Genomic DNA, 24,114 nt, shown 5'->3' with positions numbered 1-24,114 from the left:
GCCCTATGACACGCTGCTTTTGGTGCAACGAAGACCCCCTGTACATCGCTTATCACGATCAGGAGTGGGGAGTGCCGCTGCGCGATGCGCAGAAGCTCTTCGAGTTGCTTTTGCTCGAAGGGTTCCAGGCCGGGTTGTCGTGGATCACGATTCTCAAGCGTCGGGCGCGTTATCGCGAAGTGCTGCACGGCTTTGACGTCGAGCGCCTGGCGCAGCTGAGCGATGCCGAAATAGAGGCGCTGATGCTCGATCCGAGCATTATCCGCAATCGCCTCAAGCTCAAGGCCGTGCGCACCAATGCGCGGGCCTGGCTGGCGCTGCAAGACCCGGTCGGTCTGCTCTGGTCGTTTGTCGGTGGCGAGCCGAAGATCAACCATTTCAAGGATCGCAGCGAAGTTCCGGCGATTACCGCCGAGGCCGAAGCGATGAGCAAGGCGCTGAAAAAGGCCGGCTTCACGTTTGTCGGCCCGACCATCTGTTATGCGTATATGCAGGCCAGCGGTATGGTCATGGATCACACTGTAGATTGTGATCGGTATGCGATCCTGAGCCGCTGACGGTTACACTACCCGCCTCGAGAATCTGGGAGTCATCTGTGGATAAGTTCAAAGGCGCCGTAATGGTCGGGGCGTTGCGATTGTTTGCGCTGTTGCCGTGGCGCGCGGTGCAATGGGCAGGCACTACGATTGGCTGGCTGATGTGGAAGTTGCCCAACCGTTCGCGCGAAGTGGTACGGATCAACCTGTCCAAGTGCTTCCCCGAGTTGAGCGAGCCCGAGCTGGAAAAGCTCGTTGGCCGCAGCCTCATGGACATCGGCAAGACCTTGACCGAAAGCGCTTGTGCGTGGATCTGGCCTGCGCAGAAATCGATCAACCTGGTGCGTGAAGTCGAAGGGCTTGATGTGCTCAAGGACGCGCTGGCGTCCGGCAAGGGCGTGGTTGGCATCACCAGCCACCTGGGCAACTGGGAAGTGCTTAATCACTTCTATTGCAGCCAGTGCAAGCCGATCATTTTCTATCGTCCACCGAAGCTGAAGGCGGTCGACGACCTTTTGCGCAAGCAGCGTGTGCAGTTGGGCAACCGGGTGGCGGCGTCGACCAAGGAAGGCATTCTCAGTGTCATCAAGGAAGTGCGCAAAGGCGGTTCTGTAGGTATTCCGGCCGACCCGGAGCCGGCTGAGTCTGCGGGTATCTTCGTACCCTTTTGCGGCACCCAGGCCCTGACCAGCAAGTTTGTGCCGAACATGCTGGCGGGCGGCAAGGCAGTGGGTGTGTTCCTGCACGCCATGCGCCTGCCGGACGGCTCGGGTTACAAAGTGGTACTCGAAGCGGCCCCTGAAGCCATGTACAGCACCGACACCGAAACCTCGGCAGCGGCGATGAGCAAAGTGGTCGAGAAATACGTGCGGGCCTACCCGAGCCAGTACATGTGGACCATGAAACGCTTCAAGAAACGCCCGGCAGGCGAAGCGCGCTGGTACTAGGAAAGATCGGACGCAGAGCGCCGCACGATAGTCAGGTTATCGTTCCGCACGCTCCAGCGTGGGAATGCCGTGCGTGACGCTCCGCGTCACAGATTTGCGCTGCGCCGCGCATTCAAGATCGGACGCAGAGCGTCCAGAACTGCATGCGACGCGGAGCGCCGCACGATAGTCAGGTTATCGTTCCGCACGCTCCAGCGTGGGAATGCCGTGCGTGACGCTCCGCGTCACAGATTTGCGCTGCGCCGCGCATTCAAGATCGGACGCGGAGCGCCGCACGATAGTGTTTCCCTCAACTGGCCGCCGCAATCAACCCGCGCCGTTCCAGCGCCACTTGCGTCCCCTCCGAACTCATCCGCACCAGGTTCACCGGGATGGATTTGGCCGCAGGGGTGTTGCCGTGTTTATCCCGGTTGGCCAGTGGCAGCAGCCCGTTGGTTTCCGGGTAGTAGGCTGCGCAGCAGCCTTGCGGCACGTCGTAGGGGATGACTTTGAAACCCGGTGCACGCCGCGTCGTGGTCGGGTCGAGCGCTGTCTGAAACTCAATGTAGTCCCCGGCCTTCAGCCCCAGGCGTTCGATGTCCTGTGGGTTGAGCATCACCACCATGCGGTCGCCGTAGATATCCCGATAACGGTCATCGTTGGAATACACCGTGGTATTGAACTGGTCATGGCTGCGGATCGTCATCAACTGCAAATGCTCCGCGCCCGGCGGCGTGTCGTCTTCGTCGTAGACGCCTTCAGGAAAGAGAAAGTTGGCCTTGCCCGACTCGGTGTCCCACTTGCGCTCACTGGCGGCATTGGGCAATCGAAAACCTCCGGGTTCTAGGATGCGCTGATTGAAGTCATAAAACTGCTCGGGCAACACTTCTTCGATCTTGTCGCGAATCCTGGCGTAGTCGCCCACATAACTGTCCCAATCCACCTTGGGATTGGGCGCAAGCGTCGCTTTGGCGATACCGGCGATGATGGCGACTTCGGAAATCAGATGCTTCGACGCAGGCTCGAGCATGCCGGTCGAGCCGTGCACCATCGACATCGCGTCCTCCACCGTAATGGTCTGCGCCACGCCGTTCTGCAGGTCGCGTTCCGAACGCGCCACGCATGGCAGCAGAAAGGCCTTCTGACCATGCACCGTCGCGCTGCGGTTGAGTTTGGTGTTGACCAGCACCGTCATTTTCAAACGGCTGACGGTCGGGCAGATCACATCGGTGTCCGGAATGGCGCGGAATAAATTACCGCCCATGGAAATGAGTGCTTCCACCTCGCCACGCAACAGGGCTTCGCAGGTCTGGGCCACGGCATGGCCTTTTTTTCTGGACGCCTCGAAACCGAACACCTTGCTCATGCTGGCCAGAAACGGTTCGCCGGCCTTTTCATAGATGCCCATCGTCCTGTCGCCCTGTACGTTGGAATGCCCCCGCACCGGGCAAGCCCCCGCACCGAGCTTGCCGATGTTGCCGCGCAATAGCAGTAGGTTGATGATCTGCTGCATCGCATCACCGCCACGCTTGTGCTGAGTGATGCCCATCCCCCAGCAGCAGATGACCCCCTTCGAGCGCTTATAAACCGCAGCCACCTCTTCGATGGCCTGGCGCGTCAGGCCCGAATGGCGCTCGATGATGTCCCAGGGCAACTGTCGGCAATAATTGGCGTACTGCTCAAAACCATGGGTGTGTTCTTCAATGAACGCCACATCAAGGACGCGCGGCAGGTTTTCACGCTGCGCCACGTCGTCGGCTTCGATCACGGCCTTGCAAACGCCTTGCAGGGCGATCATGTCGCCGCCGATTCTCACTTGATGGTACTGCGAGCTGATCTCTACGCCATGAAGGCTGAGCATGTCGCGCGGGTCCTGCGGCGCCGCAAAGCGTACCAGCGCCCTTTCCCGCAGCGGGTTGAACGAGATGATACTGGCACCCCGTTTTGCGGCCGCGTGCAGTTCGGACATCATGCGCGGGCTGTTGCTTCCGGGGTTCTGACCAATGATGAAAATCGCGTCGGCGTTCTCGAAATCTTCCAGCGTCGTGGTGCCCTTGCCGACCCCGATCGACTCGGGCAGCGCCGCAGTGGTGGTTTCATGGCACATGTTCGAGCAGTCAGGGAAGTTGGCCATGCCGTACAGCCGACCGAACAGCTGATACAGAAAGGCGGCTTCGTTCGACGTGCGCCCGGAGGTGTACAGCTCCAGCTTCCACGGATCGCTCAGGCCGCGCAGCTCTGCGCCGATCTCGGCGAACGCTTCGTCCCAGGTGACGGGCAGGTATTTGTCTGTGGCGGCGTCGTAGCGCATCGGCTCGGTGATACGGCCTTCTGCTTCCAGCTCGTGATCGCTCCAGGTCGCCAGTTCGCTGACTGTATGCCGGGCGAAGAACTCAGGCGTCACGCGTTTTTTGGTCGATTCCCAAGCCAGTGCCTTGGCACCGTTCTCGCAGTATTCAAACGTGTGCGGTTTTTTTGGGTCCGGCCAGGAGCAGCTGGGGCAATCAAAGCCGCCGGGCTTGTTCATGGACAGCAGCGTGCGGTTGCCCTTGATCAGCACATGCTGGTGCAACAGGTGCTTGTTGACCGCACTGAGCGCAGGCCAGCCACCCGCAGGTGTGCCGTCGGTCTGTGATCCTTGAAGCGGGGCCCGGGAATTTTCCGATTCGGACATGGGGTGCGTTCTCTCTCATAAAGCCCGTGCAGGCATGAAGCTCGTGTGTCTGAGATGCACGGGCTCAGAGAGAATTCGTCCGAGTCGACGAGCGTTGCCGACCAGACAGGTCGGCAAGAGGTTCAGTCAGGGTCACACCCTGTTCAGGAGCGGTTCAGAAAAAGCTCAGGCCGACCTGAAACAGCCGCTCAACCTCGCGGATGCACTTCTTGTCCACAAGGAACATGATCACATGGTCACCGGATTCGATCACGGTGATGTCATGGGCGATGAGCACTTGTTCGTCGCGGATGATCGCACCGATTGCCGTGCCGGTCGGCAGGTTGATGTCCTTGATGGCGCGACCGACCACTTTGCTGGATTTCGGGTCGCCGTGCGCGACGATCTCGATGGCTTCGGCTGCACCGCGCCGTAACGAGTGCACGCTGACGATATCGCCCCGTCGTACATGAGCCAGCAGCGTGCCGATGGTTGCCAGTTGCGGGCTGACCGCCACATCAATCTCGCCGCCCTGGACCAGATCGACGTAGGCGGGGTTGTTGATCAGGGTCATCACCTTGCGTGCGCCCAGCCGTTTGGCCAGCAGCGACGACATGATGTTGGCTTCATCGTCGTTGGTCAGCGCCAGGAACAGGTCGGTATTGTTGATGTTTTCTTCCATAAGCAAATCACGGTCCGATGAGCTGCCCTGTAGCACCACCGTACTGTCCAGATGCTCCGACAGATAGCGGCAGCGCGCCGGGTTCACTTCGATGATCTTTACCTGATAGCGGCTTTCAATGGCTTCAGCCAGACGCTCGCCGATGTTGCCACCGCCTGCGATGACGATGCGCTTGTAGTTCTCGTCCAGACGCCTCAGCTCACCCATCACCGCACGAATATCGGCCTTGGCGGCGATGAAGAACACCTCGTCGTCGGCTTCGATGACCGTATCGCCGTGGGGCAGGATCGCCCGGTCGCGCCGATAGATCGCCGCGATACGGGTGTCGACATTGGGCATGTGCGCACGTAACTGGCGCAGCTGCTGGCCCACCAAGGCACCGCCGTAATAGGCTTTGACCGCGACCAGTTGTGCCTTGCCTTCAGCGAAATCGATGACCTGTAGCGCGCCGGGGTACTCGATCAGGCGCTTGATGTAATTGGTGACCACCTGTTCCGGGCTGATCAACACGTCGACCGGAATCGCGTTTTTATCGAACAGGCCCGCGCGTGTCAGGTACGCCGCTTCGCGGATGCGCGCGATCTTGGTCGGCGTGTGGAACAGCGTGTGGGCCACTTGGCAGGCGATCATATTGGCTTCGTCGCTGCTGGTCACCGCGACCAGCATGTCGGCGTCGTCCGCGCCCGCCTGGCGCAGGACTGCGGGATAGGAGCCCTTGCCCTGCACGGTACGGATGTCCAGGCGGTCGCCCAGATCGCGTAACCGGTCGCCATCGGTGTCGACCACGGTAATGTCGTTGGCTTCGCCCGCCAGATGCTCGGCCAGCGTACCGCCTACCTGACCTGCACCCAGAATGATGATTTTCACCTGCTTACTCCCGCGCCGCCTCGACCTTGATCCGCGATCTTGATCAGTTTGGCGTAGTAGAAACCGTCGTGGCCGCCTTGCTGGGCAAGCAGCTGGCGACCATGGGCTTGCTTGATACCTGCGGGTGGCTGTCCGGCCTGCCCGGCGATATCCAGTTCTCTGGCCCCGGAGGTACGCGCCAGAAACGCCTCGATGACGTCGGTATTTTCGGTCGGCAGTGTCGAGCAGGTCGCGTACACCAGCATGCCGCCTACCTGCAGCGTAGGCCACAACGCATCGAGCAGCTCGCCCTGCAAGGCCGCCAGCGCGACGATGTCGTCTGCCTGACGAGTCAGTTTGATGTCCGGATGACGACGAATCACGCCGGTCGCCGAGCACGGCGCGTCGAGCAGGATGCGCTGGAACGGCTTGCCGTCCCACCACTGCGCCGTTTCGCGGGCGTCGGCAGCGATCAGCTCGGCGTCCAGCCCCAGACGATCAAGGTTTTCACGCACGCGCACCAGGCGCTTGGCTTCGAGGTCCACCGCGACTACGCCGCTCAATTGCGGCTGCACTTCCAGCAAATGGCAGGTCTTGCCACCTGGCGCGCAGCACGCGTCGAGTACGCGTTGCCCGGGTGCGAGCTCCAGCAGGTCGGCGGCCAGTTGCGCGGCTTCGTCCTGAACGCTGATCCAGCCTTCGGTAAAGCCCGGCAGCGAGCGCACGTCGCAGGGCTCGGCAAGTACGATGCCGTCCTGACTGAAGGTGCACGCGCTGGCTTGCAGCCCGGCAGTGTTCAGCAGCTCAAGGTACTGGTCGCGGCTGTTATGCCGACGGTTGACCCGCAAAATCATCGGCGGATGCGCATTGTTGGCTGCGCAGATCGCTTCCCATTGCTCCGGCCACGCCGCTTTCAGGGCTTTTTGCAGCCAGCGCGGGTGGGCGGTGCGCACCACCGGGTCGTGTTCCAGCTCAATCAACAGCGCTTCGCCATCGCGTTGCGCGTTGCGTAGTACGGCGTTGAGCAAGCCTTTGGCCCACGGTTTTTTCAGCTTGTCAGCGCAGCCAACGGTTTCACCAATGGCCGCATGCGCAGGAATTCGGCTGTAAAACAGCTGGTAAAGACCTACCAGCAGCAACGCCTCGACGTCGGCATCGGCGGCCTTGAAGGGTTTTTGCAACAGTTTGGCCGCCAGTGCCGACAGGCGTGGCTGCCAGCGTGCGGTGCCGAACGCCAGATCCTGAGTCAGGCCGCGATCACGCACCTCGACCTTGTCCAGTTGCGTGGGCAGCGAACTGTTCAGCGATGCCTTGCCGCTGAGCACGGCAGCCAGTGCCTTGGCGGCGGCCAGACGCGGGTTCATTGGCCCAGCACCGTGCCGATGGCGAATTTCTCGCGACGGCTGTTGAACAGATCAGCAAAATTCAGCGGCTTGCCGCCCGGCAGTTGCAGACGGGTCAGGCGCAGGGCGTTCTTGCCGCAGGCGACGATCAGGCCGTCCTTGCTGGCGCTGAGTACAGTTCCCGGTGCGCCCTGCCCTTCGGCCAGATCGGCAGCCAGCACTTTCAGGGTTTCTTCGTTCAACGTGCTGTGGCAGATCGGCCACGGGTTGAAGGCGCGGATCAGACGTTCCAGCTCATCGGCCGGACGTGTCCAGTCGAGACGCGCCTCATCCTTGTTCAATTTGTGAGCGTAATTGGCCAGGCTGTCGTCCTGAACCTCGCCGACCAGCGAACCATCCGCCAGCCCTGCAATGGCCTGCAACACCGCTGGTGGGCCGAGTTCGGCCAGACGGTCATGCAGCGTGCCACCGGTGTCCTGTGCGGTGATCGGGGTGACAGCCTTGAGCAGCATCGGCCCGGTGTCCAGACCAGCTTCCATTTGCATCACGGTCACGCCGCTTTCGGCGTCGCCGGCCTGCACCGCGCGCTGAATCGGCGCAGCTCCGCGCCAGCGTGGCAGCAGTGAGGCATGGCTGTTGATGCAGCCCAGACGCGGAATATCCAGCACCACTTGCGGCAGGATCAAGCCGTAGGCGACCACCACCATCAAATCAGGCTTGAGCGCGGCCAGTTCGGCCTGCGCGTCAGGGGCGCGCAGCGTGGGCGGTTGCATGACCGGGATGTCATGCTGCAGTGCCAGTTGCTTGACCGGGCTGGGCATCAGCTTTTGTCCACGACCGGCCGGGCGATCAGGCTGGGTGTACACGGCGACGATCTGGTAAGGGCTGTCTAGCAGGGCCTTGAGGTGTTCGGCGGCAAATTCCGGGGTGCCGGCGAAGACGATGCGCAGTGGCTCAGTCATGGGCTTCTCGTTCTAAAAAACAAAAAGGCCTTGTGCAGGCCTTTTGGAGGGACGAAGGATCAAGCGTTCAGCTTGTGCTGTTTCTCGAGTTTTTTCTTGATCCGGTCGCGCTTGAGGTTAGAGAGGTAATCAACGAACAGCTTGCCGTTCAGGTGATCGCACTCATGCTGGATGCAGATGGCGAGCAGGCCTTCGGCAACCAGTTCGTAAGGCTTGCCGTCACGGTCCAGCGCCTTGACGCGGACCTTTTGCGGGCGGTCGACGTTCTCGTAGAAACCGGGTACCGACAGGCAGCCTTCCTGATACTGATCCATTTCATCGGTCAGTTTTTCGATTTCAGGGTTGATGAAGACCATCGGTTCGCTGCGGTCTTCGCTCAGGTCCATGACAACCACACGCTTGTGGACATTGACCTGCGTGGCTGCCAGCCCGATGCCGGGCGCTTCGTACATGGTTTCAAACATGTCGTCGACCAACTGGCGAATGCCTTCGTCTACCATCGCCACAGGTTTGGCGATGGTGCGCAGGCGCGAATCGGGAAATTCGAGGATGTTTAGAATGGCCATATACGTAAGAGCTGCACTGTTAAGGTAAAGTCAATGTTGGGTGCCGGGCCCGGGAGTTCAAGGCAGGCAGCCCAGGACAGGACTCTAGGGTTCGCGTGAGGCAACATGATAAAGGGATTCACCGCATGAGGAAATCACTACTCGCCCTGCTGCTGTTGACCGCCAGCGGTCTTGCTCAGGCGCAAGTGCAACTCAGGGAAGGCTATCCGCAGAGCTACACCGTTGTCGCCGGGGACACACTCTGGGACATTTCCGGCAAGTTTTTGCGTGAACCGTGGAAATGGCGCGAGATATGGCGGGCCAATCCGCAAGTCCATGATCCTGACCTGATCTACCCCGGTGACACCCTTGCGCTGACCTGGGTCGATGGTCAGCCGCGCGTGACGCTCAATCGGGGCGAGTCGCGCGGGACCATCAAATTGTCACCGCGTGTGCGCAGTACGCCGATGGTCGAGGCCATTCCGAGCATTCCGCTGGGGGCGATCAACGCATTCCTGATCAGCAATCGCATCGTCGACAATGCCGAGCAGTTCGAAAAGGCCCCCTACATCGTTGCGGGCAATGCCGAGCGCGTGCTTAGCGGTAGCGGTGACCGGGCCTATGCACGGGGCACGCTGGACCCGGCGCACACCGTCTACGGCATTTTCCGACAGGGCAAGACCTACACCGACCCACAGACCAAGGAAGTGCTGGGGATCAACGCGGATGACATCGGCAGCGCTGAGGTGGTTGCCTCCGAGGGAGACGTCTCGACCCTGGTTTTGCAGCGCTCTACGCAGGAAGTGCGCCTGGGCGACCGATTGTTCAGCAGCGAAGAGCGAGCGATCAACTCGACTTTCCTGCCCAGCGCCCCGCAAACGCCGATAGAAGGTTTGATTCTGGATGTGCCACGCGGCGTAACCCAGGTCAGCGTGCTGGATGTGGTCACTCTCAACAAAGGTAAACGTGACGGCCTGGCCGAGGGGAATGTGCTGGCGATCTACAAAACCAGCGAGACAGTGCGCGACCGAATCACCGGTGAACAGGTGAAAATCCCTGACGAACGGTCTGGCCTGCTCATGGTTTTCCGTACGTACGACAAGCTTAGTTACGCCTTGGTCCTGCAAGCCAACCGATCTTTGGCCATCATGGACAAGGTTCGAAATCCTTAAAGGTATGTTTCAGTTCTGCTACGGATTTGTGTGACGAGCCAGACACTTATCAAATTGTTGTCAACAGAGTTATCCACAGGTTTGTGCATCGTCTGAGATGCACAATGGATCAGGGACGATCTCATGCCACTGTTCGAAAATGCCCTCTCTTCGCCAGCAGAGCTGGAAGCCCGTCTGCGTATGCATCGCTTGCCCGAGATCGGACCGAAACGCTTTTCCAGGCTGATGGAAGCCTTCGGTTCTGCGTCGTCTGCGCTGAGCGCACCGGCCAGTGCATGGCGTGCGCTGGGTATTCCAGGTGCCTGCGCCGAGGCGCGTCGAGCCCCTTCCGTCAGGGACGGGGCGAGTGCTGCATTGGCCTGGCTGGAGTGTCCGGCCCAGCATTTGCTGATGTGGGACGACCCTTGCTACCCCGCGCTGCTGGCCGAAATCGCCGACCCTCCGCCGCTGATCTTCATTGCCGGCGATCCTTCAATCCTCGAGCGTCCGCAGTTGGGAATGGTCGGCAGTCGTCGCGCTTCCAGACCCGGTCTGGACACCGCCAGAGCTTTTGCGCGCAGCCTGGCGGGTGCCGGTTTTGTGATCACCAGCGGTCTGGCGCGTGGCATTGACGGAGCCGCGCATCAGGGCGCACTGGATGTCGGTGGGCATACAATCGGTGTGCTGGGCACCGGGCTTGAAAAACTTTATCCACAGCAGCATCGTGCGCTCGCCGCGCAGATGGCGGCACAAGGTGGCGCGGTGATTTCCGAGTTCCCGCTGGACGCTGAACCACAGCCCAGTAACTTCCCGCGGCGCAACCGAATCATCAGCGGCCTATCGCTCGGCGTACTGGTGGTCGAGGCCAGTGTTGCCAGTGGCTCTTTGATTACCGCACGCCTGGCCGCTGAGCAAGGGCGAGAGGTTTATGCGATACCGGGTTCGATTCACCATCCGGGTGCCAAGGGTTGCCACCAGTTGATACGCGATGGCGCAACGCTGGTCGAGACCGTTGAGCACATTCTTGAAGGCTTGCAGCACTGGAAGAGCGTTGCGCCCGCTGCACCGCCCGAGACACCTGCCAAACCGGTGCCTTGCGACCATCCACTTCTGGCGCTGCTGCACGCTGCGCCGCATACCAGCGAGGGGTTATCGGTCTCCAGCGGCTGGCCGTTGCCCAAGGTACTGGCGGGCCTGACCGAGCTGGAACTGGACGGCAGAATAAGCTGTGAAGCGGGACGATGGTTCGCCAGAGCGCCCTGAGGTTAAACTGCCGTCAGGATTTAGCGGAGAGACAAACAATGGTCAGCAGTTGGCGTGTGCAACAAGCCGCTCAGGATATTCGAGCCGGTGCGGTGATTGCTTACCCGACCGAGGCAGTCTGGGGCCTGGGGTGTGATCCATGGGATGAAGAAGCGGTTTATCGTTTGCTGGCGATCAAGTCACGGCCAGTGGAAAAAGGCCTGATCCTGATCGCCGACAACATTCGCCAGTTCGACTTTCTGTTCGAAGACTTCCCCCAATTGTGGCTCGACCGCATGGCCAGCACCTGGCCAGGGCCCAATACCTGGCTGGTGCCGCATCAGAACCTGCTGCCCGAGTGGATTACTGGCATTCATGAAACCGTGGCGCTGCGCGTCACCGACCACCCTACGGTGCGCGAACTGTGCGCGTTGGTCGGCCCGTTGATTTCCACATCGGCCAACCCGGCAGGTCGCCCGGCTGCCCGTTCGCGATTGCGCGTCGAGCAGTACTTCCGGGGTCAGATCGACGGTGTGCTGGGCGGCAGCCTGGGCGGCCGCCGAAACCCCAGCGTGATCCGTGATATCGCGACCGGCCAGGTCATGCGCGCTGGCTGACGCAGGCTCAGGGAATCAGAATGGTCGAGCCAGTGGTGCGCCGAGCGGACAGCTCGGTTTGCGCCTTGGCGGCGTCCTTCAAGGCGTACTGCTGAATGTTGTCGACCTTGAGTTTGCCGCTGGCGAGCATGTCGAACAGCTCGTCAGCCATGGCTTGCAGGTTCTGCGCATTGTTTGCGTAGGTGCCCAGCGTCGGGCGGGTGACATACACCGAGCCCTTTTGCGCCAGAATCCCCAGATTCACACCTGAGACCGGTCCGGACGCATTGCCGAAGCTCACCACCAGCCCACGCGGTGCCACGCTGTCGAGCGAGGTCAGCCAAGTGTCCTGCCCCACGCCGTCGTAGACCACCGGGCACTTCTTGCCGTCGGTGAGCTCCAGCACACGTTTGGCGACGTCTTCGTGGCTGTAGTCGATGGTTTCCCAGGCACCCAGCGCCTTGGCGTGAGCGGCCTTCTCCGGTGAACTGACCGTGCCGATCAGCTTCGCGCCCAATGCCTTGACCCACTGACAGGCCAACGAGCCGACACCACCAGCCGCCGCATGAAACAGAATGATCTCGCCCGGCTTCACCTGATAGGTCTGGCGCAGCAGGTATTGCACGGTCAGGCCCTTGAGCATCAACGCAGCGGCCTGCTCGAAACTGACCGAGTCCGCCAGCTTCACCAGATTCGCCTCAGGCAGCACATGCACGTCGCTGTACGCACCCAGAGGCCCGGTGCCATAGGCGACACGATCACCGACCTTGAAGCGCGTCACCTCATCACCCACCGCCTCGACCACGCCCGCCCCTTCAGCACCAAGCCCGGAAGGCAACTCAGGCGCTGGATACAGCCCGCTACGGTAATAGGTATCAATGAAATTCAGGCCAATGGCCTTGTTGCGCACAACCACCGCCTGCGGCCCTGGAGCCTCCGGCTCGAAATCGACATATTCAAGAACCTCGGGTCCTCCGACAGTGCTGAACTGGATACGCTTTGCCATGTGCTCTCTCCTTGATGGTTAAAACAAGTTCCGAAAGCACCTATCGGACTCCTTCCCCCGGCCTTCGTCAACTGCCAGCCCGCGCTGCCGATGGTATGCTACGCGCCAATTTGCCTGCGCCTCTTTTGCTGCGGGGGCTCAGCCGTTTGACGTCAGCCGTAAGGGATCCTCATGAGTACCCGTACCGAGGCCGTAAAAGCCTACCTGCTCGACCTGCAAGACCGGATCTGCACCGCGCTCGAGCAGGAAGATGGCAACGCACACTTTGTGGAAGATGCCTGGACGCGTCCGGCGGGCGGCGGTGGTCGCACGCGGGTGATCGAGAATGGCGCGGTCATCGAGAAAGGTGGTGTCAACTTTTCCCACGTGTTCGGCAGCAACCTGCCTCCGTCGGCCAGTGCCCACCGGCCTGAGCTGGCCGGGCGTGGTTTCGAGGCGCTGGGCGTGTCGCTGGTGATTCACCCGCACAACCCGCATGTGCCGACGTCCCACGCCAATGTGCGGTTCTTCATTGCCGAGAAAGAAGGCGAGGAGCCGGTCTGGTGGTTTGGTGGCGGTTTCGATTTGACGCCCTACTATGGCGTCGAGGAAGACTGCGTACACTGGCACCGGGTGGCCGAACGCGCCTGTGCGCCCTTCGGCGACGATGTCTACCCGCGCTACAAGGCATGGTGCGACAGTTACTTCCACCTCAAGCATCGTGATGAGCCACGCGGTATCGGTGGTCTGTTTTTCGATGACGTGAACCAATGGGATTTCGATACCAGCTTTGCCTTCATCCGCGCCATCGGTGATGCGTTTATCAATGCCTACCTGCCGATCGTGCGTCGTCGCAAGGCTGCGGCCTATACGGTGCAGCAGCGCGAGTTTCAGGAATTCCGTCGGGGGCGCTACGTCGAGTTCAACCTGGTGTACGACCGCGGCACGCTGTTCGGTCTGCAATCGGGTGGCCGTACCGAATCGATCCTTATGTCGCTGCCGCCGCAAGTGCGCTGGGGTTATGACTGGAAAGCCGCTCCGGGCAGTGAAGAGGCGCGTCTGACCGAATACTTCCTGACTGATCGCGACTGGCTGGCGGACAACTGATGGACCGGTACGTCGTCTTCGGTAACCCCATTGGCCACAGCAAGTCGCCGTTGATTCATCGCCTGTTCGCCGAGCAAACCGGGCAGGCGCTGGATTACCAGACGTCGCTGGCACCTTTGGATGATTTCACCGCATTTGCCCAGGCGTTTTTCCAGACCGGACGTGGTGCCAACGTGACTGTGCCGTTCAAGGAAGAAGCCTATCGCCTCGCTGATAGCCTGACCGAGCGCGGGCAGCGTGCGGGAGCCGTGAACACCTTGAGCAAGCTCGATGACGGTACGCTGCTGGGTGACAACACCGACGGTGCCGGGCTGGTGCGCGACCTGACAGTCAATTGCGGGCGCAGCCTGCGTGGTCAGCGCATTCTGTTGCTGGGTGCGGGTGGTGCTGTGCGTGGCGCGCTGGAGCCGTTGCTGGCGGAGCAACCCGCAGTGCTGGTGATTGCCAATCGCACCGTTGGAAAAGCCGAACGACTGGCTCAGGAATTTGCGGATCTTGGCCCTGTGTTTGCCAGCAGCTTCGATTGGCTTGAAGAACCGGTGGATGTGATCATCAATGCCACCTCTGCCAGTCTGGCCGGAGAGCTGCCACCGATTTCCCCGAGCCTTATCCGGCCCGGTGCGACCTTCTGCTACGACATGATGTACAGCAAAGAGCCCACCGCCTTTTGCCGTTGGGCTACTGAGCATGGTGCGGCACAGTCGGTTGATGGCTTGGGTATGCTGGTGGAGCAGGCGGCAGAAGCTTTCCTGCTATGGCGCGGCGTGCGGCCGGACTCGGCTCCGGTACTGGCCGAGTTGCGCAGGCTGCTGGCGGCTGGTTGACTGAGAGACTATCGTGCCAATGCTCCGCGTTGGCATGCCGTTCTGGACGCTCCGCGTCCTCTTTCGACGCGGAGCGTCGGGACGATGAGTTATGGCTCAATCCTCAAACAGAATCGGGCAGTTCTGCGGCCCTTCCAGCTTATGCAATTCCTCGATCACTTGGGGTCTGGCATTTCGCATTACCAGCACTCGCCCCTGCTGACCCAAGCGCCTGGCTTCCTGATGAAGCATTTCCACGCCTGAGTAATCGATAAAGTTGATCTGCTGCGCATCGATCACTACACGCAGCCCTTCAGTGCGTTGCAGGCGAGTTTGCAGGTAATGGCTGGCACCGAAGAAGATCGAGCCGCCGACCCGCAGCACATCCTCATCGCCTTCGCGCCATTGCTGCACGCGCGGTTGTGAAGTGCGTTTGAGGTAGAAGAACAGCGAGGCCAGCACACCGGCATAAATCGCGGTTTGCAGCTCCAGCAGCAGGGTGGCCAGACAGGTCAGCGCCATCACGAAAAACTCGGCGCGGCTGACACGGAACAGTGCACGAATGCCACGGCGATCCACCAGGCCCCAGCAGATCAGCAGGATCGAGGCGGCCATGGCCGGGATTGGAATGTGCGAGATCAACGAGGCTCCGGCGACCGCGAACAATGCCACCCATAGCGCCGAAAAAACGCCGGCCAACGGCGAACGCGCACCCGCCTCGTAACTCAGCGCCGCACGGGTGAACGAGCCCGCTGACAGGTAGCCGGAAAACAGCGAGCCGACCATATTCGACAGACCTTGCGCACGGACTTCCTGATTGGCGTTGAGCAGCTGCTGCGAACGTGCCGACAGCGAGCGGGCAATCGACAGGCTGTTGACCAGCCCCAGCATGCCCACCGCCACTGCTGTCGGCAGCAGCTTGAGGATCAGCTCAAGGTCCAGCGGTAGCGGGCTGAAAGGCGGTAGATGGCCAACGAAAGCACTGACCACACGGACATGGCCGAACATCGCCGGCCACAGCCACACCAACAGGCTGCTCGATACCAATGCAATCAATAAGGTTGGCCAGCGAGGCACCAGGAGTTTGAGCCCGATGCTCAGCGCCAGGGTCAACAGGCCCAGTGTCAGTGAAGGTAGATCGACCTCTCCAGGATGTTCTAACACGGCGGTCAGGCTTCTAAGGGCGGTGGTCTGACTCGGCAGGTCAATGCCCAGCAGATTGGGCATCTGCCCGAGTGCAATGACTATTGCAGCGCCCAGTGTGAAACCGAGCACCACCGAGTGCGAAACGAAATTCACCAGCGCACCGAAGCGCATCATCCCCAGCAATAGCTGGAATACACCGGCGATGAACGTCAGCAGCAGGATCAACATTATGTAGTCCTGACTGGCCGGAACGGCGAGCGGACTGACACTGGCATACAGCACGATGGAAATAGCCGCAGTCGGCCCACAGATGAGGTGCCAGGACGAGCCCCACAGGCAGGCGATCAGAACAGGAACAATGGCGGCGTACAGACCGTACTCCGGAGGCAGCCCGGCGATCAGTGCGTAAGCGATGGACTGCGGCAGGGCCAGAATGGCACCGCTCAGGCCCACCAGCGCATCACGCCCGACACTGGCGCGGCTCTGCTGCGGCAGCCAGGCTAGAAACGGTAGGAATTTATGGCGATTGAGCCAGCGCATCGGTCCCTCGAGTGAATTGAACGTAGAGGACGCAGAGCGCCCAGAACGGCATACCCACGCGGAGCATGGGGCACGATAGTCGGACACCTATCGTTCCTCACGCGCCAGCGTGGGAATGCCTTGGGTGACGCTCCGCGTCACAGATCTGCGCCACGCCGCGCACTCAAGACTTTACGCCTACAACCTGGCCTTCACCGCCGCCAGCCCATCCTTGCCATCAAACGTCTTCACGCCCTCCAGCCACGTGTCCAGCACTGCGGGATTGGCTTTGATCCAGGCCTTTGCCGCTGCGCTATTGCTGACCTTCTTGTTCGCAACTTCAGCCATGATGCTGTTTTCCATGTCCAGGGTGAAGCTCAGATTGGTCAGCAGCTTGCCGACGTTCGGACAGGCTTGCGCATAACCCTTGCGAGTCAGGGTGAAGACCGAGCCGGTATCGCCAAAGTATTTCTCGCCGCCCTTGAGGTAATGCATACCTTTGATCTGCACGTTCATCGGATGCGGGGTCCAGCCGAGGAAGACCACAAACGCTTTCTTCTTCACATTGCGATTGACCTCGGCGAGCATCGCCGTCTCGCTCGACTCGACCAGCTTCCATTTGCCCAGATCGAATTCATTCTTCTTGATGATCTCCTGCAGCGACAGGTTGGCAGGTGCGCCAGCGCCAATGCCGTAGATCTTCTGGTCGAACTTGTCAGCGAATTTATTCAGGTCGGCAAAATCATGCACGCCGGCGTCCCACACATAGTCCGGCACGGCCAGGGTGAACTCGGTGCCTTCAAGGTTCCTGGCCAATTGCGTTACATCGCCGGTCGCCACGAACTTGTCGTAAAAGCCCTGCTGCGCCGGCATCCAGTTACCCAGAAAAACATCCAGCTTGCCGTCTTTCAGGCCGCCATAGGCAATCGGCACGGCCAAGGTGTCGACCTTGGCCTTGTAGCCCAGACCTTCAAGCACCACGCTGGCGATAGCATTGGTGGCCCCGATGTCACTCCAGCCCGGATCGGCCATTTTCACGGTGCTGCAACTTGCGTCCTCTGCCTGCGCCGCAAGGCTGCCGAACGCCATGACCGCGACCGCAACGGCTGTGGATAACTTCTTCATTGATGTACCCCTTTTGATTTTTTTGGTGTGGGCAGGGTCAAGGTTGCGGAAAACGTGCCTTACGCTCCAGATCGTCCAGATCAATGTGGTTGCGCATGTACTGCTGACTGGCGTCGACCAGTGGCTGGTGATCCCAACTCTTCAGCTTGCCGGTTGCCAGCGATTTGGCGACGAAGCGCCTTCTGCGCTGGCTGGCGAGCACCTGTTGGTGTATCGCCGGTATATCCCACTTGGCTCGAGCTTCAGCCAGGAAGTCATTGAACAGCTTTTCATGGGCGGGTGACTGGCTCAGATCATTCTGCTCTTTCGGGTCCTTCTTCACATCGAAGAGCAGGCACGGGTCCTGCTCCGAATAGATGAATTTGTAAGCGTCGCGACGGATCATCATCAACGGGCTGGTCGTGCCTTCGGCCATGTACTCGCCGAACACCTCATCGTGCCCGCCCTTGCGTTTCAGGTGCGGCATCAGCGAGCGTCCGTCCAGTGGCAACCCGGCGTCCAGTTTGCCGTTGGCCATTTCGACGAAGGTCGGCAGCAAGTCGGCAGTCGACACCGACGCACTGACCCGCCCTGGCTTGAACTGGCCCGGCGAATACACCACCAACGGCACGCGGGCGGCCATTTCGAACCAGTGCATTTTGTACCAGAGGCCCTTCTCGCCCAGCATGTCGCCGTGATCGCCGGAGAACACCACGATGGTGTCTTCCGCCAGTCCGACTTCATCCAGCGTCTGCATCAGCTTGCCGACGTTGAGGTCGATGTAGCTGCACGCGCCAAAGTAGGCGCGGCGCGCATCACGAATCTTGTCGGTCGGCATGGGCTTGTCCCACAGGTCATAGACCTTGAGCAGCCGTTGCGAATGCGGGTCCAGCGCGGCCTGATTGGCGTGCGGCGGCGGCATCGGGATCTCTTCGTCGGCGTACAGGTCCCAGAACGGCTTGGGAATGGTGTACGGATCATGAGGATGAGTCATGGAAACGGTCAGGCAGAAAGGCGCATCACCGTCCTGGCGTACGTAGTCGTACAGATACTGCTGGGACTTAAACAGCACTTCTTCATCGAAATCCAGCTGGTTGGTACGAATGCACGGGCCGGCCTGCAACACTGAGGACATGTTGTGATACCAGCTCGGACGCACATCCGGCTCGTCCCAGTTGACCGACCAGCCATAGTCGGCCGGGTAAATGTCACTGGTCAGGCGCTCTTCGTAACCGTGCAGTTGATCCGGCCCACAGAAATGCATCTTGCCTGCCAGAGCGGTCTTGTAGCCCAGCGCACGCAGATAGTGAGCGTAGGTTGGAATATCAGCCGGGAAGTCGGCTGCGTTGTCGTACGCGCCGATCTTGCTTGGCAGCTGACCGCTGACCAGTGTGAAACGCGATGGTGCGCACAGAGGGCTGTTGCAATACGCTGAATCGAACACCACGCCGTCGGCAGCAAGGCGGCTCAGATTCGGCATCAGGATTGGAGACCGGGAGTAAAACGGCAACATTGGCGCGGCCATTTGATCGGCCATGATGAACAGAATATTTTTGCGCTTCATGTAATCGCTGCATCCCATTGTGAAAAGTTATGCGAAAGTGCTGGGTATGAGGATGAAGTCGTCGTGTTTGATGGTAAAGCCCATGCGCAGCAATGCCTAGGATAAGCACCGCTTATGTTTGAAGCTTTTGGCGACATGTCTCTCGACCTGCTACGTGCCTTTGAAGTCGCGGCTCGCTTGCGCAGCTTCACTGCGGCGGCTATCGAACTGGGCACTACTCAGCCTGCCGTCAGCCAGCAGATCAAGCGCCTTGAAGAACAGCTGGCCACCCGCCTGTTTGACCGGATCTATCGCGGCATCGAGCTTACCGAAGCCGGTGAAATATTGTTCAGCCATGTGCAGGCTGGCCTGCAATCCATCGACAGCGGACTGATAGCGATCACCGAACAGCACCAGCACGAAGTGCTTCAAGTGGCGACCGACTTTGCCTTCGCCGCCTACTGGCTGATGCCGCGTCTGCACCGTTTCCACAAGGTCAACCCGGACGTGGATGTCAGCCTGGTCACCAGCGAGCGTACCCACAGCATGTTACGCGCAGATATCGACGTTGCCGTACTGTTCGGCGACGGGCGCTTCAAGCAAGGCGAAAGCCATTGGCTGTTCAGCGAAGAAGTCTTTCCAGTGTGCAGCCCGCAACTGATCACGGGTCGCCAGACGCCGCTGCCCAACGAGGCACTGCGCGACTTTCCGCTCTTGCACCTGCGCGGCGAAAGCAGCAACAACTGGTTCGACTGGGCGGGCGTATTCCGCGCCCTCGACATCCCCCAGGCTCCTACCCCCGGCCAGCTGCGTTTCGACAACTACACCCTGCTCATCCAGGCTGCGATTGGCGGACAAGGCATCGCCATCGGCTGGAAACACCTGGTCGACGACCTCCTCGACCAAGGCCTGCTCTGCCGCCCCATCGCCGGAGCCGCCATTTCCGGCCAGGGCTATTACGTGGTTTTGCCCCAGCGCAAACGGCGCGTGCAGATCGTTCAGCAGTTCGTGGATTGGCTGGCGAGTGAGCAGGCGTTGAGCGGGGTTTCGCTGGCGGGCAGGCCGTTGCCGTCGATTGCGGTGTAAGCAGGCGTTCATTTTTTGGTCAGGAAGGACTCATACATGCAAGACATCCACGGCTACCACGCCCATATCTATTTCAACGCCCAGACCCTGGACCAGGCCCGAGCCCTGTGCGAAGCCGCGACCGAGAAATTTGCCGTGCAGATGGGCCGCGTTCACCAAAAGCTGGTTGGGCCGCATCCGGACTGGAGTTGCCAGTTGGCGTTCGGGCATGAGCAGTTGGCTGATGTCACTTTATGGCTCGCGCTTAATCGCGATGGATTGGTGGTTTTTCTGCATCCGTTGACGGGCGATGAGCTGCGCGACCATACCGACCATGCCATCTGGATGGGCGCGGTTCGGCCTTTGAATCTGGGCGCTCTAAGTGGCTGATAGCCAGCTTCTCGGCCGTTTTCCTTCAGCAATTACAAGCGCATTCCTCGTCGAAAAGATCGGTGTAAGATAGCTCCGCTGAAAAATGACCAATCGGTCCGTTGCAGCGCAAATTTCAACAAAATGGTCATGCATACGCGTCAACATCGATAAGCCGCCTTTCACGGGCTGCTTGAAATGAATGCTGAAAGACCAGACAGAGGATCATCAGAAATGCCGGATCTACTCATCGACGGTAAGACCCTTCACTACGCTGACCAAGGCACCGGGCCGGTTGTCTTGCTCGGTCACAGTTACCTTTGGGAAAAGGCGATGTGGAGTGCGCAGATCGACACGCTGGCCAGCCGGTATCGGGTGATTGTGCCGGACCTTTGGGGGCATGGAGATTCCAGCGGTTTTCCGGAAGGCACCCGCAATCTCGATGATCTCGCCCGTCATGCGCTGGCGCTGCTGGATCATTTGAATATCGAGCGTTGCAGCATCGTCGGGCTGTCGGTGGGCGGCATGTGGGGTGCGATTGCTGCGCTGCTCGCGCCAGAGCGCATTACCGGGCTGGTGCTGATGGACACTTATCTGGGCAAAGAGTCGGAAGCCAAGAAAGCCTACTATTTCTCGTTGCTCGACAAGCTGGAAGAGGCCGGTGCCTTTCCTGAGCCGCTGTTGGACATTGTGGTGCCGATCTTCTTCCGGCCTGGCATTGACCCGCAGTCGCCGGTGTATCAGGCGTTCCGCTCCGCATTGGCGGGTATGAATGCAGAGCAGTTGCGCCAGACTGTAGTGCCTCTGGGGCGAATGATCTTTGGTCGTGACGATCGGCTTGGGTTGATAGAGCAACTGAATGCAGACACCACGCTGGTGATGTGTGGCGATGCTGACATCCCGCGTCCGCCTGAAGAAACCCGTGAGATGGCCAGCCTGATTGGCTGCCCTTACGTGCTGGTGCCTGAAGCGGGTCATATTGCCAATCTGGAAAACCCGGATTTTGTGTCAGGGGCGCTGATGACGTTTTTGGCGCGGGTTAATCAGCAGCAGGGTTGAGGTGGGCTGGTTTCTGCGCTGGGCCTTCAAGATCGGACGCGGAGCGTCCAGAACGGCATGCGACGCGGAGCGTCGCACGATAGTTGGATGATCGTTCCGCACGCTCCAGCGTGGGAATGCCGTTCGTGACGCTCCGCGTCACAGGTCTGTGTGTCACCGCGTATTCAAGGGCGTCAGCAGACCATCAATTCAACACACCATCCAGAATCGCGTAAACAATTCCCGAACCCACGGCGATCAGTACGACGTCGGTGCCCAGGCGGCGCCATTCGTAGCCGTCATAATGTGGCAGGTATTGCAGCGAGCGGCTGTCCAGGCGTTTACCGTAACCAGGTGGCAACGGACGGCCTTTGGCGATGTGTACACCAGGTGGCAGCGGCTGGCCTCGGCCGATGACGTCGCGGTGCTGCTGGAAGGTCTCGCGTACCGGGCCGAAATCCTGCGGTGGGCGGTTGCCGCCACGGTTGTCCTGATGGGCCTGTCTGCCTGGCTGACTGGCCGGGCCCTTGTCTGGACCCCTGCCGTTATCGTTGCCCGGTCCACGGTCATTGCCACGCTCGTTATGCCCGCCGTTGTTCTGCGGTCCCTGCTGCTGGCCGCCGCGGTTGTCGTCCGGGCCATCACCGCGCTGGTCAGGCGGCGCCGCTTGCAATAGCGGGCTGGCGCTGATCATCAAGATACCCAGCCCGGTGATAAAACGGTTTGGCAGTTTCATGGTGCTTCCTCAGCTTCACTCAATGCAGCAAAAAGGGGTTCATGACATTGGTCATGAACCCCTTGTGTCGTGCTACATAGAACCGCTGATAGCGCTTTGATTCCTCTGTATCAGAAACTTTACCCTCAGCCGATGCGTGCGTTACGTACACCTTCGGCCAATGCGGCGCACAGAGTCAACACGCCATCGATTGCCTTTTCAGGCGACTCAGCAGTGGCGATCTTATCGACGAACGCCGAGCCCACTACAACGCCGTCTGCCAGACGAGCAATGGCCGCTGCCTGCTCGGGTGTGCGGATACCGAAACCGACGCTGATCGGCAGGCTGGTGTGGCGACGCAGGCGTGCGATGGCTTCAGTAACGTGCTCGGTGGTCGCCGAGCCAGCACCAGTTACACCGGCAACCGACACGTAGTAGACAAACCCGGAGCTGCGCTCCAACACACGCGGCAAGCGCGCATCGTCGGTGGTTGGCGTGGTCAGGCGGATGAAGTCGATACCGGATGCCTGTGCAGGCGTTGCCAGTTCGGCGTCGTGCTCGGGAGGCAGGTCAACGATGATCAGACCGTCGACGCCCGCTTCTTTTGCCTGCGCCACGAAGGCTTCGACGCCAAAGCGGTGGATCGGGTTGTAGTAACCCATCAGCACAATCGGCGTGGTCTGATCGTCGACACGGAATTCGCTGACCATCTGCAGGGTTTTCTGCAGGGTCTGGCCCGCGTCCAGAGCGCGTAGCGTAGCGAGCTGAATCGCCACACCGTCTGCCATCGGATCAGTGAACGGCATGCCCAGCTCGATCACGTCAGCACCCGCAGCAGGCAGGCCCTTCAGGACTTGCAGCGAGGTGTCGTAGCCTGGGTCGCCGGCGGTGATGAAAGTGACCAGCGCCGCACGACCTTCGGTTTTCAGCTGGGCGAAACGTTGTTCGAGACGGCTCATACCAGCTTCTCCTGAGTTTTTTCGGCGGCTGCCATATGGTTCATGACGGTTTGCATGTCTTTGTCACCGCGCCCGGACAGGCACACGACCATCAGGTGGTCGTCGCGCAGGTTGGTTGCCCGCTTCATGGCTTCGGCCAGTGCGTGAGCGGTTTCCAGTGCCGGGATGATGCCTTCGAGCAGGCAGCATTGATGGAAGGCATCCAGCGCTTCGTCATCGGTGATGCTGACGTACTCGACGCGTTTCACTTCGTGCAGGAAGGCGTGCTCCGGGCCGATACCCGGATAGTCCAGGCCAGCAGAGATCGAGTGCGCGTCGGTGATCTGCCCGTCGCCATCCTGGAGCAGGTAGGTACGGTTGCCGTGCAGCACGCCCGGTACGCCGCCATTGAGGCTGGCCGCGTGCTTGTCGGTATTCACGCCGTGACCGCCCGCTTCAACGCCGATGATTTCTACGCTGGCGTCATCGAGGAACGGATGGAACAGGCCCATGGCGTTGGAGCCGCCACCCACGCAGGCTATCAGGCTGTCCGGCAGACGACCTTCCTTCTCCTGCATCTGCTCTTTGGTTTCCTTGCCGATGATGGCCTGGAAATCACGCACCATCGCCGGATACGGATGCGGACCTGCCACAGTGCCGATCAGGTAGAAGGTGTCGTCGACGTTGGTCACCCAGTCACGCAGGGCTTCGTTCATCGCATCTTTCAGGGTGCCGGTGCCGGAAGTGACCGGCACGATTTCAGCGCCCAGCAGCTTCATGCGGAACACGTTGGCCTGCTGACGCTCGATGTCGGTCGCGCCCATGTAGATCACGCAAGGCAAGCCAAAGCGCGCCGCGACGGTAGCGGTAGCAACGCCGTGCATGCCCGCGCCGGTTTCCGCAATCAGGCGTTTTTTGCCCATGCGCTTGGCCAGCAATACCTGGCCGATGCAGTTGTTGATCTTGTGCGCGCCGGTGTGGTTCAGCTCTTCGCGCTTGAAGTAGATCTTCGCGCCGCCACAGAATTCGGTCAGGCGCTCGGCGAAGTACAGCGGGTTTGGACGGCCCACGTAATCGCGCTGGAAGTAGGCCATTTCCTTGGCGAACTCCGGGTCGGCCTTGGCGGCTTCGTACTCGCGGTTGAGGTCTAGCACCAGCGGCATCAGGGTTTCAGCCACGTAGCGGCCGCCGAATGAGCCGAACAGGCCGTTGGCGTCGGGGCCGCTGCGGAAGTTGGTCTGGGTCATGAAGTGCTCCAGTTGCAGTATTGGGCGAATGAATTGAGCCGGATCGGCAATGG

The 24,114-nt window shown here is 60.4% G+C and carries 22 protein-coding genes; 10 read left to right on the top strand and 12 right to left on the bottom strand.

From position 1 onward, the window contains the following. The first annotated feature begins 5 nt into the window (after window positions 1–5). The gene (locus RYC18_RS08225) at window positions 6–557 is read left to right on the top strand and encodes a DNA-3-methyladenine glycosylase I (RefSeq protein ID WP_005743950.1); all 552 of its coding nucleotides are present in this window, start codon (window positions 6–8) and stop codon (window positions 555–557) included. Between the two features lie 38 nt (window positions 558–595). Beyond that, the gene (locus tag RYC18_RS08220) at window positions 596–1,483 is read left to right on the top strand and encodes a lysophospholipid acyltransferase (protein WP_005743949.1); all 888 of its coding nucleotides are present in this window, start codon (window positions 596–598) and stop codon (window positions 1,481–1,483) included. Between the two features lie 289 nt (window positions 1,484–1,772). Here RYC18_RS08220 and RYC18_RS08215 read toward each other — a convergent pair whose 3' ends face one another. The 5 genes from RYC18_RS08215 to def all read right to left on the bottom strand — a co-directional run bounded on the left by RYC18_RS08215 (window position 1,773) and on the right by def (window position 8,514). Beyond that, a complete protein-coding gene (locus RYC18_RS08215) occupies window positions 1,773–4,136 on the bottom strand; it encodes an FdhF/YdeP family oxidoreductase (RefSeq protein ID WP_010199574.1) in 2,364 nt (787 codons plus the stop codon). Window positions 4,137–4,290: 154 nt separating this feature from the next. Continuing rightward, entirely contained in the window at window positions 4,291–5,664 is a 1,374-nt protein-coding gene (trkA, locus tag RYC18_RS08210; RefSeq protein ID WP_005732751.1) for a Trk system potassium transporter TrkA, read from the bottom strand. After that, window positions 5,661–7,007 (bottom strand): 16S rRNA (cytosine(967)-C(5))-methyltransferase RsmB, encoded by a 1,347-nt coding sequence (gene rsmB / locus RYC18_RS08205; protein ID WP_005743946.1) that lies wholly within the window; start codon window positions 7,005–7,007, stop codon window positions 5,661–5,663. Before rsmB ends, trkA begins: the two co-directional genes overlap by 4 nt. Then, a complete protein-coding gene (gene fmt / locus RYC18_RS08200; RefSeq protein ID WP_316885071.1) occupies window positions 7,004–7,948 on the bottom strand; it encodes a methionyl-tRNA formyltransferase in 945 nt (314 codons plus the stop codon). Before fmt ends, rsmB begins: the two co-directional genes overlap by 4 nt. Window positions 7,949–8,007: 59 nt before the next feature. Beyond that, window positions 8,008–8,514, bottom strand: coding sequence for a peptide deformylase (gene def, locus RYC18_RS08195; RefSeq protein WP_005732754.1), 507 nt, complete (start codon window positions 8,512–8,514; stop codon window positions 8,008–8,010). Window positions 8,515–8,639: 125 nt separating this feature from the next. On the opposite strand from def, the gene RYC18_RS08190 reads away from it, so the two are divergent. From RYC18_RS08190 to RYC18_RS08180, 3 genes are all read left to right on the top strand, one after another. Further along, complete coding sequence (locus RYC18_RS08190; RefSeq protein ID WP_002551334.1) at window positions 8,640–9,665, top strand: LysM peptidoglycan-binding domain-containing protein; 1,026 nt, start codon at window positions 8,640–8,642, stop codon at window positions 9,663–9,665. A 123-nt stretch (window positions 9,666–9,788) separates the two neighbouring features. Beyond that, window positions 9,789–10,907 carry a DNA-processing protein DprA gene (gene dprA / locus RYC18_RS08185; RefSeq protein WP_005743943.1) on the top strand — a complete coding sequence of 373 codons (1,119 nt, stop codon included), beginning with the start codon at window positions 9,789–9,791 and terminating at the stop codon, window positions 10,905–10,907. A gap of 38 nt (window positions 10,908–10,945) precedes the next feature. Beyond that, complete coding sequence (locus tag RYC18_RS08180) at window positions 10,946–11,503, top strand: L-threonylcarbamoyladenylate synthase (protein ID WP_004662860.1); 558 nt, start codon at window positions 10,946–10,948, stop codon at window positions 11,501–11,503. Window positions 11,504–11,510: 7 nt separating this feature from the next. Here RYC18_RS08180 and RYC18_RS08175 read toward each other — a convergent pair whose 3' ends face one another. Next, window positions 11,511–12,488, bottom strand: coding sequence for an NADPH:quinone reductase (locus RYC18_RS08175; protein WP_046834920.1), 978 nt, complete (start codon window positions 12,486–12,488; stop codon window positions 11,511–11,513). A gap of 171 nt (window positions 12,489–12,659) precedes the next feature. Here RYC18_RS08175 and hemF point away from each other — a divergent pair, with 171 nt between their 5' ends. Together hemF and aroE are read left to right on the top strand one after the other, a co-directional pair. Continuing rightward, window positions 12,660–13,574, top strand: a complete 915-nt coding sequence (gene hemF, locus RYC18_RS08170) for an oxygen-dependent coproporphyrinogen oxidase (RefSeq protein ID WP_002551339.1) — start codon at window positions 12,660–12,662, stop codon at window positions 13,572–13,574. Then, a complete protein-coding gene (gene aroE, locus RYC18_RS08165) occupies window positions 13,574–14,398 on the top strand; it encodes a shikimate dehydrogenase (RefSeq protein WP_316885059.1) in 825 nt (274 codons plus the stop codon). The genes hemF and aroE overlap by 1 nt, the downstream gene beginning before the upstream one ends. Before the next feature lie 96 nt (window positions 14,399–14,494). On the opposite strand, the gene RYC18_RS08160 is transcribed toward aroE, so the two are convergent. From RYC18_RS08160 to betC, 3 genes are all read right to left on the bottom strand, one after another. Further along, complete coding sequence (locus RYC18_RS08160) at window positions 14,495–16,063, bottom strand: SulP family inorganic anion transporter (protein WP_316885057.1); 1,569 nt, start codon at window positions 16,061–16,063, stop codon at window positions 14,495–14,497. A gap of 177 nt (window positions 16,064–16,240) precedes the next feature. Continuing rightward, window positions 16,241–17,167, bottom strand: coding sequence for a choline ABC transporter substrate-binding protein (locus RYC18_RS08155; protein ID WP_316885055.1), 927 nt, complete (start codon window positions 17,165–17,167; stop codon window positions 16,241–16,243). A 37-nt stretch (window positions 17,168–17,204) separates the two neighbouring features. After that, window positions 17,205–18,710: a choline-sulfatase gene (betC, locus tag RYC18_RS08150; protein ID WP_016980478.1), complete on the bottom strand. Its 1,506-nt coding sequence runs from the start codon at window positions 18,708–18,710 to the stop codon at window positions 17,205–17,207. A 114-nt stretch (window positions 18,711–18,824) separates the two neighbouring features. On the opposite strand from betC, the gene RYC18_RS08145 reads away from it, so the two are divergent. The 3 genes from RYC18_RS08145 to RYC18_RS08135 all read left to right on the top strand — a co-directional run bounded on the left by RYC18_RS08145 (window position 18,825) and on the right by RYC18_RS08135 (window position 21,182). Beyond that, window positions 18,825–19,775, top strand: coding sequence for a choline sulfate utilization transcriptional regulator (locus RYC18_RS08145; protein WP_057405198.1), 951 nt, complete (start codon window positions 18,825–18,827; stop codon window positions 19,773–19,775). Window positions 19,776–19,811: 36 nt separating this feature from the next. Next, window positions 19,812–20,144, top strand: coding sequence for a DOPA 4,5-dioxygenase family protein (locus RYC18_RS08140; RefSeq protein ID WP_316885052.1), 333 nt, complete (start codon window positions 19,812–19,814; stop codon window positions 20,142–20,144). Between the two features lie 213 nt (window positions 20,145–20,357). Further along, window positions 20,358–21,182 carry an alpha/beta fold hydrolase gene (locus RYC18_RS08135; RefSeq protein ID WP_316885050.1) on the top strand — a complete coding sequence of 275 codons (825 nt, stop codon included), beginning with the start codon at window positions 20,358–20,360 and terminating at the stop codon, window positions 21,180–21,182. 184 nt (window positions 21,183–21,366) lie between these two features. On the opposite strand, the gene RYC18_RS08130 is transcribed toward RYC18_RS08135, so the two are convergent. From RYC18_RS08130 to trpB, 3 genes are all read right to left on the bottom strand, one after another. Beyond that, window positions 21,367–21,897, bottom strand: coding sequence for an anti-virulence regulator CigR family protein (locus RYC18_RS08130; protein WP_004662871.1), 531 nt, complete (start codon window positions 21,895–21,897; stop codon window positions 21,367–21,369). Between the two features lie 125 nt (window positions 21,898–22,022). Further along, window positions 22,023–22,835, bottom strand: coding sequence for a tryptophan synthase subunit alpha (gene trpA / locus RYC18_RS08125; RefSeq protein WP_004660359.1), 813 nt, complete (start codon window positions 22,833–22,835; stop codon window positions 22,023–22,025). Beyond that, complete coding sequence (gene trpB / locus RYC18_RS08120) at window positions 22,832–24,061, bottom strand: tryptophan synthase subunit beta (RefSeq protein ID WP_219170690.1); 1,230 nt, start codon at window positions 24,059–24,061, stop codon at window positions 22,832–22,834. The genes trpA and trpB overlap by 4 nt, the downstream gene beginning before the upstream one ends. Window positions 24,062–24,114 lie beyond the last annotated feature (53 nt).

The sequence above is a fragment of the Pseudomonas syringae group sp. 247E2 genome (genome assembly GCF_032587795.1).
In the GTDB taxonomy this organism is placed as follows: Bacteria; Pseudomonadota; Gammaproteobacteria; order Pseudomonadales; family Pseudomonadaceae; genus Aquipseudomonas; species Aquipseudomonas amygdali.
Note: the sequence above shows the minus strand (reverse complement) of the source record. Positions and strands in the feature narration are given on the sequence as shown.

Bases quoted from the DNA above. Each gene is read 5' to 3' on its own strand.
- rsmB (WP_005743946.1), bottom strand. From the start codon at position 7,007: ATGAACCCGCGTCTGGCCGCCGCCAAGGCACTGGCTGCCGTGCTCAGC.
- hemF (WP_002551339.1), top strand. From the start codon at position 12,660: ATGAGTACCCGTACCGAGGCCGTAAAAGCCTACCTGCTCGACCTGCAA.
- RYC18_RS08225 (WP_005743950.1), top strand. From the start codon at position 6: ATGACACGCTGCTTTTGGTGCAACGAAGACCCCCTGTACATCGCTTAT.
- RYC18_RS08145 (WP_057405198.1), top strand. From the start codon at position 18,825: ATGTTTGAAGCTTTTGGCGACATGTCTCTCGACCTGCTACGTGCCTTT.
- RYC18_RS08155 (WP_316885055.1), bottom strand. From the start codon at position 17,167: ATGAAGAAGTTATCCACAGCCGTTGCGGTCGCGGTCATGGCGTTCGGC.
- RYC18_RS08190 (WP_002551334.1), top strand. From the start codon at position 8,640: ATGAGGAAATCACTACTCGCCCTGCTGCTGTTGACCGCCAGCGGTCTT.
- trpB (WP_219170690.1), bottom strand. From the start codon at position 24,061: ATGACCCAGACCAACTTCCGCAGCGGCCCCGACGCCAACGGCCTGTTC.
- betC (WP_016980478.1), bottom strand. From the start codon at position 18,710: ATGAAGCGCAAAAATATTCTGTTCATCATGGCCGATCAAATGGCCGCG.
- RYC18_RS08180 (WP_004662860.1), top strand. From the start codon at position 10,946: ATGGTCAGCAGTTGGCGTGTGCAACAAGCCGCTCAGGATATTCGAGCC.
- RYC18_RS08160 (WP_316885057.1), bottom strand. From the start codon at position 16,063: ATGCGCTGGCTCAATCGCCATAAATTCCTACCGTTTCTAGCCTGGCTG.
- def (WP_005732754.1), bottom strand. From the start codon at position 8,514: ATGGCCATTCTAAACATCCTCGAATTTCCCGATTCGCGCCTGCGCACC.
- fmt (WP_316885071.1), bottom strand. From the start codon at position 7,948: ATGACTGAGCCACTGCGCATCGTCTTCGCCGGCACCCCGGAATTTGCC.
- dprA (WP_005743943.1), top strand. From the start codon at position 9,789: ATGCCACTGTTCGAAAATGCCCTCTCTTCGCCAGCAGAGCTGGAAGCC.
- RYC18_RS08175 (WP_046834920.1), bottom strand. From the start codon at position 12,488: ATGGCAAAGCGTATCCAGTTCAGCACTGTCGGAGGACCCGAGGTTCTT.
- RYC18_RS08215 (WP_010199574.1), bottom strand. From the start codon at position 4,136: ATGTCCGAATCGGAAAATTCCCGGGCCCCGCTTCAAGGATCACAGACC.
- RYC18_RS08140 (WP_316885052.1), top strand. From the start codon at position 19,812: ATGCAAGACATCCACGGCTACCACGCCCATATCTATTTCAACGCCCAG.
- RYC18_RS08130 (WP_004662871.1), bottom strand. From the start codon at position 21,897: ATGAAACTGCCAAACCGTTTTATCACCGGGCTGGGTATCTTGATGATC.
- aroE (WP_316885059.1), top strand. From the start codon at position 13,574: ATGGACCGGTACGTCGTCTTCGGTAACCCCATTGGCCACAGCAAGTCG.
- RYC18_RS08135 (WP_316885050.1), top strand. From the start codon at position 20,358: ATGCCGGATCTACTCATCGACGGTAAGACCCTTCACTACGCTGACCAA.
- trpA (WP_004660359.1), bottom strand. From the start codon at position 22,835: ATGAGCCGTCTCGAACAACGTTTCGCCCAGCTGAAAACCGAAGGTCGT.